9 protein-coding genes are annotated in these 12454 nt (G+C 75.3%); 5 read left to right on the top strand and 4 right to left on the bottom strand.

Features of this window, described 5'->3' with window-relative positions:
- Positions 1-10: 10 nt before the first annotated feature.
- From EKG83_RS32225 to EKG83_RS32215, 3 genes are all read right to left on the bottom strand, one after another.
- On the bottom strand, positions 11-3073 hold the full coding sequence (locus tag EKG83_RS32225) for a discoidin domain-containing protein (protein ID WP_051767017.1): 3063 nt from the start codon (positions 3071-3073) through the stop codon (positions 11-13).
- A gap of 273 nt (positions 3074-3346) precedes the next feature.
- Entirely contained in the window at positions 3347-4135 is a 789-nt protein-coding gene (locus tag EKG83_RS32220) for a hypothetical protein (RefSeq protein WP_033435657.1), read from the bottom strand.
- A gap of 18 nt (positions 4136-4153) precedes the next feature.
- Positions 4154-4480: a hypothetical protein gene (locus EKG83_RS32215; RefSeq protein ID WP_153278592.1), complete on the bottom strand. Its 327-nt coding sequence runs from the start codon at positions 4478-4480 to the stop codon at positions 4154-4156.
- 110 nt (positions 4481-4590) lie between these two features.
- Between EKG83_RS32215 and EKG83_RS32210 the strand changes: the two genes are divergently transcribed.
- The 5 genes from EKG83_RS32210 to EKG83_RS32190 all read left to right on the top strand — a co-directional run bounded on the left by EKG83_RS32210 (position 4591) and on the right by EKG83_RS32190 (position 10647).
- The gene (locus EKG83_RS32210; RefSeq protein WP_033435655.1) at positions 4591-7362 is read left to right on the top strand and encodes an AfsR/SARP family transcriptional regulator; all 2772 of its coding nucleotides are present in this window, start codon (positions 4591-4593) and stop codon (positions 7360-7362) included.
- A 126-nt stretch (positions 7363-7488) separates the two neighbouring features.
- The gene (locus EKG83_RS32205) at positions 7489-9045 is read left to right on the top strand and encodes a hypothetical protein (RefSeq protein WP_033435654.1); all 1557 of its coding nucleotides are present in this window, start codon (positions 7489-7491) and stop codon (positions 9043-9045) included.
- The gene (locus tag EKG83_RS32200) at positions 9042-9260 is read left to right on the top strand and encodes a hypothetical protein (protein ID WP_170191982.1); all 219 of its coding nucleotides are present in this window, start codon (positions 9042-9044) and stop codon (positions 9258-9260) included. The genes EKG83_RS32205 and EKG83_RS32200 overlap by 4 nt, the downstream gene beginning before the upstream one ends.
- Before the next feature lie 13 nt (positions 9261-9273).
- A complete protein-coding gene (locus tag EKG83_RS32195) occupies positions 9274-9651 on the top strand; it encodes a MerR family transcriptional regulator (RefSeq protein WP_033435652.1) in 378 nt (125 codons plus the stop codon).
- Positions 9652-9687: 36 nt separating this feature from the next.
- Positions 9688-10647 carry an alcohol dehydrogenase catalytic domain-containing protein gene (locus EKG83_RS32190; protein WP_228122300.1) on the top strand — a complete coding sequence of 320 codons (960 nt, stop codon included), beginning with the start codon at positions 9688-9690 and terminating at the stop codon, positions 10645-10647.
- A gap of 509 nt (positions 10648-11156) precedes the next feature.
- Here the strand turns inward: EKG83_RS32190 and EKG83_RS32185 are convergent.
- Positions 11157-11927, bottom strand: a complete 771-nt coding sequence (locus EKG83_RS32185) for a universal stress protein (protein ID WP_153278590.1) — start codon at positions 11925-11927, stop codon at positions 11157-11159.
- Positions 11928-12454 lie beyond the last annotated feature (527 nt).

The following is a 12454-nucleotide window of genomic DNA, read 5'->3' as shown; positions in this document are numbered from 1 at the left end:
CCACCACCCCTCACCAGCCGGTCAACCCGGCCCCGTGCGGGTACAGCGGGTTGCCGTACGTCGTCGGCACCGGCCGGCCCGCGTCGATCCTGGCCCTGATGTCCGCCCGCTCGGCCGCCGTGGCGCCCAGGTCGTAGGGCAGGTCCCACGCCTCGACCGCGTCGGCAGGCACGTCCGCCCCGCCCGGCCGCAGCACGTCCGACAGCGCCCGCGGCAGCTGCCACGGCAGCTTCCCGCGCGGCGAGTAGTCGCCGAACAGCAGCGACGCCAGCGCCGGGCCCATCTCCTCGCCGCCCCGGTAGGTGACGACCACCGCACTGGCCAGGTCGTGCCACTCGGTGATCACGTACGGCCGGGGCAGGACCAGCGCGACCACCACCGGGATGCCCTGGTCGCGGAAGCCCCGGATGAGCGCGAGCTGGTCCGGCGGCAGGTACGGCTGCTCCTTCACCCAGTTCGTCGCGTGCGTGTACGACGCCTCGCCGACCGCCACCACCGCCAGCTTCGGCGACGGCCCGGTGTCCTTGTGGACGTTGACCCCGGCCTGCGCGGCCCGCGAGCGGATCGCCTGGTAGATCGTCTGCGAGCCGTACTCCTGGTGGAAGTAGCTGGTCCAGATGCAGCACGCCGACGTGTCGTCGGCCCGCGGGCCCGCCACCACGATGTTGTCGCCCGCGTTGAGCCGCAGCGGCAGCACGCCGTTGTTCTTCAGCAGCGTCATGGCCTCCCGGGATGCCTGGTTGGCCAGCGCCGCGTACTCGGGCTTGTGGAACCGGTACGGGCCGTTGACCGGGTCGCCGTACGGGTTCTCGAAGATGCCGAGCTTGAACTTGATCCGCAGCACGCGCCGCACCGCGTCGTCGATGCGCGCCGCCGGGACGGCCGCGGTGAACTGCGCCATGCTGAAGCCCGCCGCGCCCGGGTCCGCGCCGCCCATCACGTCGCTGCCCGCGTTGGCCGCGCCGACCCAGCTGCCCGACGGCAGCCAGTCGGTGGTGATCAGGCCCGTGTACCCGAGGTTCTGCCGCAGGTAGGCGAGGATCTTGGCGCTGTCGCCCGCGCCGGGGCCGCCCGGGTCGAGCAGGGTGCTGCCCGCGTAGCCCGGCATGATGTTCACCGCGCCCGCCTCCATCGCGGCCCGGAACGGCGCGGTGTGGTACTTGACCGTCACCTCGTCGAACACGATGACCGCCTCGCCGCCCGCGCCCTCGCCCGGCCAGTGCTTGACCGTGGCCAGCACGGACGCCGGGTTCAGCTCCGGCCCGCCCTGCAGGCCGGTGACCAGCGCGCGCACCTGCGCGGAGGCGACGTCGGCGCTCTCGCCGTTGCCCTCCTGGATGCGCGGGTACAGCACCTTGGTGCCGACCTCGGCGAGCGGGCCCAGCACGCCGCGCGCGCCGACCTCCAACTGCTCGCGCCGCTGCACGTCGCCCAGCCTGTGGTCCAGCGGGTAGTTTTTGGCCGCTGCCAACGCGCTCTGCAACGGGTAGGTCGTCTTGTATCCCGCGATCGTGTCACCGGCCGACACGAACGGGATGCCCAACCGGGTGCCGGACGAGGCGAGCAGCGCGTTGTGCAGGTCCTGCGCCTCGGCCGGCCCGAAGTGCCAGCCCGACCGCGGGAACACCTGCGCGTTGTAGAACAGCTGGTACGCCTTCTCTTCCGGCGTCATGCGGCCCAGCAGGTCGTTGACCCGCGCCTCCACGGGCTGCCGCCAGTCCTCGTAGGGCTCGACCGCGCCGTTCTTGTTGAGGTCGCGGCTGCCGTTCACCACGCGCACCCCGTCGTCCACAGTGGACAGCGTCGGCAGGTAGAGGCTGAACGTGCGGATGTTCGACGCGCTGGTAGCACCGGCCCCGTCCACCGCCACGACGAACCACTTGTAGGTCCACCGATCGGTGATGTCCCACGACGGCGTGTAGCTGGTGGCGGTGGTTTCGGCCACCTTCGTGTAGAGGTCGAGCATGGTGCCGGACGCGGTGAAGTCGTAGTCGGTGCGGCTGAGGTTGAGCCACACCTGGTAGCGGACCGCACCGGGCGCCGCCGCCCACGAGAGCGCCGGGCGGCGGGTCGTGGTGACCATGGCGTTGTCCGCCGGCGCGGAGAGCGCGAAGCGGCCGGTGTTCGCGGGCGCCCTGGTGGGCGGCGACAGCAGCGGCGGCGTGGAGGCGGAGACGTCCACCGTGCCGAACACCTGCAGCTCCCACAGCGACACCCCGTAGCCGGTGGCCCGGGCGGTGGCGAACAGGCGCAGGTAGCGGCCCGTGCCGGACACGGCCAACCGCTCCACGCCACCCGCGCCCGTCGTGGTCGAGTACACCGGCGTCCACGTGGTCAGGTCGTTGGACAGCTCGACCCGGTAGCCGCGCGCGTACGCGCCCTCCCAGTTGAGCACCACCTGGGTGACCGCCGCGACACCGCCGAAGTCGACCCGCAGCCACTGGTCGTCGGCGAACTGGCTGGACCAGCGGGTGTCGGCACGCCCGTCCAGCGCGGCTGCGGGTGCGTTGCCACCTTCCCAGCCGGACGCGGCGACCTGCTTGTACTGCGAGATCGGCGTACCGGTGGGCGGCTGGCCACCGGTGGTGCCGTAGACCCGGAACTCCCACAGGGAGTAGCCGTAGCCCGTGGCGCGGGCCGTGCCCAGGACGCGCACGTACCGGCCGGTGCCGGTGACGTTCAGGTCCTGCGTGCCGCCGGTGCCGTTGGCGGTGGTGTGGACGGTGGTCCAGGTGGTGCCGTTCGCGGAGGTCTGGACCTGGAAGGCGGTGGCGTGCGCGGCCTCCCAGAGCAGGGTGACGCGGTCGATCGCGGCGGTGGCGCCGAGGTCGACCTGGAGCCACTGGGGGTCGCTGAACGCGCTGGACCAGCGGGTGGTGGTGCTGCCGTCGGTGGCGGCGGAGGCGGGGGTGCCCGCGTTCTCGGTGGAGGAGGCGGTGGTGGGTTTGCCCTGGGAGAGCAGGGTGCTCTCGGCCTCGGCGCGGGTGGCCGCCAGTTGGCCGGCGGTCAGGGCGGTCAGCAGGGCCAGCAGGGGGACGACCCGGCGGCGTTGTCGGGTGGGGGTGGCGGGCATGGCGACTCCAGGCAGGGCGTGCGTCGCGGTGGGTGGGGTGCCGGGGTGGAGCGGGTGGGGCAGGGCGAGGTGGCGTTGCGACGGGAGAGCGCTCTCCCATTGAGGGAACTTCACGCCGGGGTCGTCGTCAAGGGCTCGGCGGACCGGTTCTGCCCCCTGTGCGGCCGCGGTTCCGGCCGAAGCCGCCAATCCCCAACAGGTACGCCCGCAACCGGGTGCGCGCACGGCGGCGCGCCGGTGCCGACCGCTCGGCACCGGCGCGCCGCCGTGAGGTCAGGGCGTGGTGAAGAACTGGTGGGGTTGGAAGATGCAGAGGTTGGCGTCGCCCTGCACGTTGCCGTCCGTGATCTCCACGAAGTAGCCGTACGAGGTGCCCGGCTCCAGCGGGGTGCCCACGGTGACCTCGCCGCGGTTGAGGCCGTTGGTCCGGTCGCCCGAGCGGGCCGCGTCGACGTAGATGTTGTCCCACCAGGTCAGCTTCTGGGTGTCGAACTCGCGCAGGGTCCCGCCCCGGGCCAGCCGGAAGACGTAGTACGCGTCGGCGGCCGGTCCCGCGAAGTCGCGCAGGGTGGCCCAGGCGCACCGGAAGGCGTCCAGCCGGGTTCCGGGACCGGGTTCGCGCGAGCGCGACGGGGTGAAGGCGTCGAGGATCCTGTCCCGGTTCTCCCGGTACACCGGCACCAGGGCCCGGGTGGGCGCCGCCCGCTGGTACCGGGAGCGGCTGGTGACCGTGCCGTCCTTGGCGGTGACCTCGATGGTGTACTCGCCCTCCGGCAGGTAGCCGGTGGGGATGTTGTGCATGTACCAGTAGGTGCCCAGCGCCGCGTCGTGGATGTGGCCGTTGAGGTTGGCCTGGGTGAAGGGCTGGTTGGCGATCTCGACCTCGCGCCCGCCGGGGCCCCGCGCCACGATCCGGTCGATCAGCTCCGGGGTCGGGACGTCACCGGTCGGGTAGAAGGACACCAGGAACTTGTGCTGCTCGCGGGGCAGGTCCGAACCCGCGAAGTCCCAGTGCACGTCGCACGCCATGATGTCGTAGATCCGCACAGCCGGCTCGGTCACGCCGCCTCCTCGCGCTCGTCAGGGGGCCGAGTATCGGAGGCGCGGCGCGCGGGCCGCATCGGTGAAGTCGCCTGCGGGTGTCACCGGCCGGACCGGCTCGACCCGGCTGCGGATGACCGGGTGCGCGAAGGTGTTGCGGATGTGGTGGTCGATCCGGGCCTGCTGGGCGGTCAGCCGGTCCTCGGGGCCGGCTCCGCTTGCCCGCAGCGCTCCGTCGGGTCTGACGCCGCCTGCCCGTGCCGCCCCGCTCGCCCGGCCGCCCCGCCCGGCCGGCCAGTCGCCACGCCACTTCGTCCTCGGCCACGCCCGACCACCGCCGACCGCCGTGGCCACGGTGTCGCCCACCCCCGCCACCACGCGGCCGGCCGTCGTGCGGCCGATCGTGTGGAACTCGCCGTGCGGCCTCGCGCTCCACCCCCGTCGGCGATATTCAGGTGCCCGGCGGGGAGGGGGGAGTGGTGGAGATCTGCCTGCTGGGTGAGGTGACCGCGCACGTGGGCGGCCGACCGGTGGACCCCGGGCCGCCCCGGCAGCGGTGCGTGCTGGCGGCGCTGGCGGTGGAGGTCGGCCGGGTGGTGCCGGTCGACCGGCTGGTCGAGCGGGTCTGGGGACCGGAGGTGCCGTTGCGGGTGCGGGGGGCGCTGTCCTCCTACGTCTCGCGCCTGCGCCACGTGCTGGCCGGCTCCGGGGAGGTGGGCGTCGTCCGGCGGTCGGGCGGCTACGCGCTGGTGGTCGAACCCTCGGTGGTGGACCTGCACCGGTTCCGGGAGTTGTGCGCGCGGGCGCGTGGTGCCGACGACGAGCGGGCCGAGGCGTTGCTGGCCGAGGCGGTCGGGCTGTGGCGCGGTGAGGCGCTGACCGGCCTGGAGTGCGGCTGGGCGGACGCGGAGCGGGACCGGTTGCGCGGGGAGCGGGTGGCCGCCGAGGACGAGCTGGTCGACGTGCGGCTGCGGCTGGGTGCCGGTGAGGGGCTGGTGGCCGGGCTGGCGGTGCGGGTCCGGGAGCGCCCGCTGGACGAGCGGGTGGCCGGCCAGTACCTGCTGGCCCTGCACCGGGCGGGCCGGACCGCCGAGGCGTTGGCGCACTACCGGCGGGTCCGCGAGCGGTTGGCCGACGAGCTGGGCACCGACCCGGGCACGGCGTTGCAGCAGCTGCACCGGCAGGTGCTGGCCGCCGACCCGGCCCTGGACCGGACGACGCCCGCGACCGCGGTGCCGCGCCAGTTGCCCGCCGCGCCCGCGCCGTTCGTCGGCCGCGACGGGGAGCTGGACCGCCTGGACACCGCCTCGCCGTCGGGGGCCGCGGTGGTGATCTCGGCCATCGCCGGCGCCGGTGGCATCGGCAAGACCTGGCTCGCGCTGCACTGGGCCCACCGCAACCTCCACCGGTTCCCCGACGGCCAGCTCTTCGTCGACCTGCGCGGCTTCAGCCCCGAGGGCGAGCCGATGGACCCGGCGGTGGCCGTGCGCGGGTTCCTCGACGCCCTGGACGTCGAACCCGGCCGCGTCCCCGTCGACCCGCACGCCCAGACGGCCCTGTTCCGCAGCCTGGTCGCGAACCGGCGGGTGCTCGTGGTGCTGGACAACGCCGCCGACACCGACCAGGTCACCCCGCTGCTGCCGGGCAGCCCGTCGTGCACCGTGCTGGTGACCAGTCGCAACCGCCTGCCCGGCCTGATCGCCCACTCCGCGGCCCGCCACGTGCCCCTGGACGTGCTCACCGACGCCGAGGCCCGCGCCCTGCTCACCGACCGCCTCGGCGCGGCCCGGGTGGCCGCCGAACCGGCGGCCGTGGCCGAGGTCATCGGGTCGTGCGCGGGTTTCCCCCTGGCGCTGAGCATCGTCGCCGGCCACGCCCACATGCACCCCGACCTGCCGCTGTCCGCGCTCGCCGCCGAACTGCGCGAGCTGGGCCTGGACGCCCTGGACGACGGCGACCCGGCCGCCAGCCTGCCCGCGGTGCTGTCCTGGTCCCACCGCGCGCTGACCCCCGGGCAGGCCCGCGCGTTCGCCCTGCTCGGCATCGCACCCGGCCCCGACATCGGCCTGGCCGCCGCCGCCAGCCTCACCGGCTCGTCCCTGAAAGACACCGGGTCGGTGCTGCGCGGCCTGGAGCAGGCGTCGCTGATCACCCGGGACGCCCGCGGCCGCTACCGCATGCACGACCTCATCCGCCGCCACGCCGCCGACACCGCCGCCGAACTGCCCGAGCGGGAACGGGAGGCGGCCCTGCGGCGGGTGGTCGACCACTACCTGCACACCGCGTTCGCCGCCGACCGGTGCCTGCACCAGGAGCGCTCGCCCATCGCGCTCGACCCGCCGGCACCCGGCACCCTGCTCCGGCCGGCGCCCGACTACGCCGGCGCGCTGGCGTGGTTCGACGCCGAACACCCCAACCTGCTCGCCGCCCAGCAGACCGCCGCGACCCTGGACGGGCACCACGCCGCGTGGGCGCTGGCCTGGTGCCTGACCACGTTCCACCACCGGCGGGGGCACCTGCACGCGCGGCTGGCCGCGTGGCAGGTCGGCCTGGTCGCCGCGGAGCGCGTGGCCGACCCCGCGGTGCACCACCTCGCCCACCAGGCCGCCGGCCGCGCCCACGCCGACCTGGGGCGGCACGCCGAGGCGGAGCGGCACCTGAGGCGGGCGCTGGAGCTGGCCGAGGAGACGGGGGACCGCAACGACCAGGCCCGCGCGCACCAGGAGTTCACCCGGCTGTGGGCGCTGCGCGGGGACGACCGGAAGGCGCTGGAGCACGCCACGCACGCCCTGCGCCTGCACCGCGGGCTGGACCGGCCGCTGGGCGAGGCGCTGTGCCTCAACCTGGTCGGCTGGTACGCGGCGCGGCTGGGCGAGCACGACCGGGCCCGCGAGCACTGCCTGGCCGCGCTCGCCCGGTACCGCGAGCACCGGGAGCCCGAGGGCGAGGCGATGACCCTGGACAGCCTCGGGTACATCGACCACCACACCGGGCGGCACGACGAGGCGGTCGGGCACTACCGGCAGGCGCTCGCGCTGTTCCGGGAGCTGGGGCACAGCTACGCGGTGGCCGACAGCCTCGACGGGCTGGGGCACCCGTGCGCGGCGCTCGGGCGGCTGGAGGAGGCCCGGGAGCTGTGGGAGGAGGCGTTGGAGCTGTACCGGGCGCAGGCGCGGGAGGAGGAGGCCGCGCGGGTGCTGCGGCAGCTCGGGGAGCTGGACGGGGGCGATGGGGCGGGCGGGGCCTGAACGCCCCGCCGCCGCGTGCTGTCGATCGGCCGCCCCGCGAACTCCTCTTCACCACCGACAGCCCCACCTCACCGGATGACCAAAACCCGGCGACCACCCACCCGACGAGCGATTAGGGTCGCGCGGGTGAGGTACCGGGGGTTCGACGCGGCGCTGTCCGACCGCCTGGACGCCTGCACGGACGACCGGGCGTACCTCGTGCAGCGGGTCCTGCGCGGCATCGAGCCGACCGTCATCCACAGCCTGCACGCCTCCGCGCCAGCCTGCCCGGTCACCGAACTGCCCCGCCCGCACGCCGCCCTCGCCCACCACCACGAGGTCGGGCAGCCGCAGAAGCACCTGGTGGACAAGCTGTGCGAGAACGTCCTGGGCCGCCTCCGGCCGGCCGCGGCGGCGTGGGGCGATGAGGTCCCGGCGCCGGTCCGGGACGTGCTGACCGGGGTGCGGGCGGCGGTCGCGGACGGGCCGGGCAACGCCTCCCGCGCCGGCACCGCCCTGGAGCCGCTGCGCCAGGTCGTGGCATCGCTCGACGACGTCCTCGCCGAGCGCTTCGCCCGGGCCCGGGAGTCGCCCGACGGCTCGGTGGACGTGGTGGCCGACGAGGTGGCGTGCCTGCCGGCCCGGGTGGACCGCGACCGGGTCGCCGTCGAGCGGGACCTGGCCCTGCTCCCGACCCAGGACGCGGACGCGGTGTGGCGGACCCTGGTGCCCGCCACCGCCCCCCACCGGGTGGCGCTGGTGGTGCGCGGCACGAGCGCGCTCGCCGACCTGGGGCTGTTCGACCCGACCGCCGACCAGGCGCCGCTGCTGTCGGCCCACCCGGTGCGGTGGGGCGCGGCGACGAACGGGTTGCGCGCCTTCGTCGCCCGCACGCCGACCGGTGGCGAGGCGTGTCTAGTGAGCCTGGTCGTGCCCGCGGTGGACCGGCCCTCGGCGGCCCGGCGCGCCCGGCGGGTGCCGGCCGAGCTGCTGGACCAGTACGCCGCGGGCACCCGGCTGCCGCACCCGACCGTGGACGCGCGCGTGCTGGTCAACCGCGTGGGCACGCCGGGCACCGAGGAGTGGCGGCCGGCCGGGCGCGGCACGCCCGACGCCCGCCCGCTGATCCGCCGGGAACCGCCCGAGCAGGTGCGGCGGGCGCTGCGGATGGCGCACGTGGCGGTGGGCGCGCCCGCGGTGGTGTCGGCGCTGGCGTGGTCGGCGCTGGAGGCGTGCGGGCTGGTGCGGCGGGCGGAGCCGGCGGCGGCCCTGGCCGTGCAGTCGGTGCGCCAGGAGGTCGTCGGCGCCTACCGGGTGGTGCGCCAGTCCGCCGCCGCCCGCCTGGACCAGACCCGGCTGGGGGCGCACGTGGCGCGTCGCGCGGTGCGGCACCGCCGGCGCGCGCTCGACCGCTGCCCGCCCGACCACCCGCACCGCGCCCGGCTGCTCGACCTGCCGGCGGAGCGCTCGGCGGGCACGCGCGCCACGACGAGCGGCACCACCTGCGGGACCTCAACACGTGGACCGACCTGCTGCGCCCGCCGGGTCGCGACCCGGAACCGCTGGTCGCGGCGCGGGCCGCGCTGGACGCGCTGCTGCCCGTGCTGCACCCGATCGCCCGGCGGCAGGTCGGGCAGTGGCGGGTGCGGCCGGCCGACCCGGCGGTGTTCGCGGCGTGGCTGCGGGAGCGGACCGAGCGGATGACGACGGTGGTCGACTCCCTCTACGCCACGCGCAACCTCACCCTCCACTCCGGGCTGGTCGGCGACGAGGCCGCCACACCGCCGGAGGCGTTGGTCGAGGTCCTGGCGCGCCGCCACCACGACGTGCTGTCCCGGCTGGACCGGCACGCGAAACCGGGCAGGCTCGACTTCGCCCGGCTCACCAGCCCCGGTCCCGAGGGGGTCTGGCGCAAGTGATCGAGGAGGGGACGTGAGGATAGGCGAGCTGTCCCGGATGACCGGGATCAGCGTCCGCGCGCTGCGCCACTACGAGGAGGAGGGGCTGATCAGCCCGGAGCGCCGCGACAACGGCTACCGCGACTTCGACGCGGACGCGGTCGAGCAGGTCCGGCAGATCCGCGCGCTGGTCGAGGCCGGCCTGCCGACCAGGATCATCCGCGAGGTCCTGCCCCACCTCGACGGCCCGGCGGACCTGATGCCCGAGGTGCCGTGCGCGTGGATGCTCGACGAGGTGGCGCGGCAGCGGGACCAGCTCGACCGCCGCATCGGGTGCCTGACCCGCAACCGCGACGCCCTCGACGCCTACCTCCGGGCCGCCCGGGCGGCCGCCGAGCGCGGCCCGGCTTGACCTTCACGCCTGCGTGAGGGTTCTAGCGTGCCGGTCGTGAACCCGAACACCATGCGCGCCCTGCGGCAGACGTCGACGGCGGGCCCGCGAGACCTGCGACTGGTCGACGACGTGCCCGTGCCCACCCCCGGACCGGGCGAGGTCCTGGTCCGCGTCACCGCCGCGGGCGTGAACTTCGCCGACGTCATGCAGACCCGCGGCACGTACGGCGGTGGTCCGCGGCCGCCGTACACCGCCGGGTTCGAGGCCGCGGGCGAGGTCGTGGCACCGGGGCCCGGTACGACCGCGCCGGCGGTCGGCGCCCACGTCGTCGGCACCGGGAGCGGGGCGTTCGCCGAGTACGCGGTGCTGGAGGCCGGTTCGACGATGCCCGTGCCCGAGGGGTGGGCCGACGAGCAGGCGCTGGGCCTGGTGCTCAACTGGGCCACCGCGCTCGCCGCGCTCAGGCCGCTGGGCCGGGTGGCGGCCGGTGAGACCGTGCTGGTCCGCGCCGCCGCGGGCGGGGTCGGCCAGGCGGCGGTGCGGCTGGCCAAGCACTACGGCGCGACCGTGGTCGCCACCGCCTCGCCGGGCAAGCACGAGGTGGTGCGGGCGCTGGGCGCGGACCGGGTCCTCGACTACGGCGACTGCGACGCGGTCGGGCCGGTGGACCTGGTGCTGGAGTCCGTCGGCGCCAGCTTCGCGGCGAGCCTGCGGGCGGCCAGGCCGGTGACCGGCCGGGTCGTGGTCTACGGCGAGGCGGGTGGCGAGGCCGCGGTCACGAACCGGCAGCTGGTGTTCGAGCACCAGGTGCACGTGATCGGCCTGCACGTCGGGGTGCTGGCGCGGGAGGCGCCGGAGGTCTTCGCCGGGCTGGTGGACGAGCTGGCGGCGCTGAGGGGTGCCGGGGTGCTCACCCCGGGGCGGCCGGTGGTGCACGGCCTGGCCGACGGGCCGCGGGTGCTGGCGGCGCTGGAGGCGCGGGCCACGGTGGGCAAGCAGGTGCTGAAGCCCTGAAAGCCGCTCGGGAGGAGGGAATGCCGGCCTTCGCCCCCGCCGGGACGAGGTCGCCCTTCGGCCTCCGCCCGGGACGGGGCCGCCCTCCACCCCTTCGCCCGGGACGGGGGTTGGCTTTCGCCCCCTCGCCTGGGACGGGGGTTGGCTTTCGCCCCCTCGCCTGGGACGGGGGTTGGCTTTCGCCCCCTCGCCTGGGACGGGGGTTGGCTTTCGCCTCCCACGCGGGACGGGGGTTGGCCTTCGCCCCCCGCCCGGGACGGGGGTTGGCCTTCGCCCCCCGCCCGGGACGGGGATTGGCCTTCGCCCCCCGCCCGGGACGGGGATTGGCCTTCGCCCCCGCCCAGGGCGGGGTTGACCTTCGCCTCCTGCCTGGGGTGAGGGTTGGCCTTCGTCCCGGTCGGGACGGGTGAGCAGCCGCCCCGACTCCGCTCGAACCGGGCACCGCTCGAACCAGGCACCGGCCGAACCGGCCACCGCTCGAACCGGGCACCGGCCGGTGCCCGGCCCCCTCACCGCCCGGCCGCCTCCCTCACCAGCGGCCCGACCAGCACCACCGGCCCCTCGCTCCGCAGCAGCAACCGGTACGAGGTCGAACTGTCCGATGTGGACCCCGCACCGACCACCAGCATCGACGCGAGCCTGGCGTGCCGGGCCAGCCCGGTGACCGGCTGCGACCGCGCGAGCCGCACGTCCAGCGGCACGCCGGGGAACCGCGCGCCGCACACCTGGGCCACCGCCAGTGCCGCCTGCGCGGTCGAGGTGGCCACCGGCCCGTTGACCGGCTGGTTCGACGTGCAGCAGACGACCCGCACCCCCGTCCCCAGCGCCGCGGCGATGGCGAAACCGGTGTGCACCACGCCCTCGGCCAGGCGGTCCCCGTCGGTGCCGACCACCACCGGGAGGGCTTCCGCGTCCCACACCGCCCCGGGCGGCACCGCGACCACCGGGCACCGCGCCCGCGCGCTGACGGCGGTGGCGAGCGCGCCCACCTCCTCGCGGCTCGGCCCGCCGACGACGACCGCGGCCGCGGTGCCGGACTCGGCGACCAGGCGCTGCTCCACGGGCCCCGGCGCGACGTGGGCGGACACCGCGACGCCCGGTGCCTCCGCCCGGACCCGGGCGAGGAGTTCGGCCAACCGAACCGACGCCGCGTGCACCACCCCCAGCTCCCCGCCGGTCCGACCCGCGTAGCCGGCCGCCCAGAGCACGGCATCCGGGTGCGCCAGCTCGGCCGACGCCCCCGTGATCACTCGAACGCGTGCGCCGGACCCTGCGGTCATCCTCTGCCTCCATGCCGTGCGGCGTCTCGCGGTGCCGCCGACCGGGTGACGGGTGGTCGGTGACACCGTCCGACGTGCGCGGGCGGGCACCGGCCCAGGCCCGACCCTATCGGTGGGCACAAGTTCACGGCGCGGTCCCCGTCGTGCACCACCTCGTTCGCGCAATGGCACTCACATTACGCGGCCGCGATGCGCCGGGTTGTGTCTTAAACCTGGCGAACGGGTGAATCCAACAGGGTGTTGTTTACCATCGGTGCAATTCCATTAATGTCCGAATAATTACCCCGGACCTACGCCGTCCACTTGTCGAGAATGCTCCGTTCGGCGGTCGCCGGCGTGCGACGGCGCTGACGAACATGGGCCGGTCGATTCGTCTCCGATCGGCCCTGCCTTGTTTCGGAATGGACGTCTGGTAGGTGTGTGCATAGAAGCTCGCGAAAGTGGGTAGTCGCGCCAGGGCTGCAGGTGAGCGGGTTGAGGGCCAGGGGGTGAACGTCGACGATCATTCAGGTTGCGACGTGCTGACA

The sequence above is a fragment of the Saccharothrix syringae genome (assembly GCF_009498035.1).
GTDB classification, from domain to species: domain Bacteria; phylum Actinomycetota; class Actinomycetes; order Mycobacteriales; family Pseudonocardiaceae; genus Actinosynnema; species Actinosynnema syringae.
Note: the sequence above shows the minus strand (reverse complement) of the source record. Positions and strands in the feature narration are given on the sequence as shown.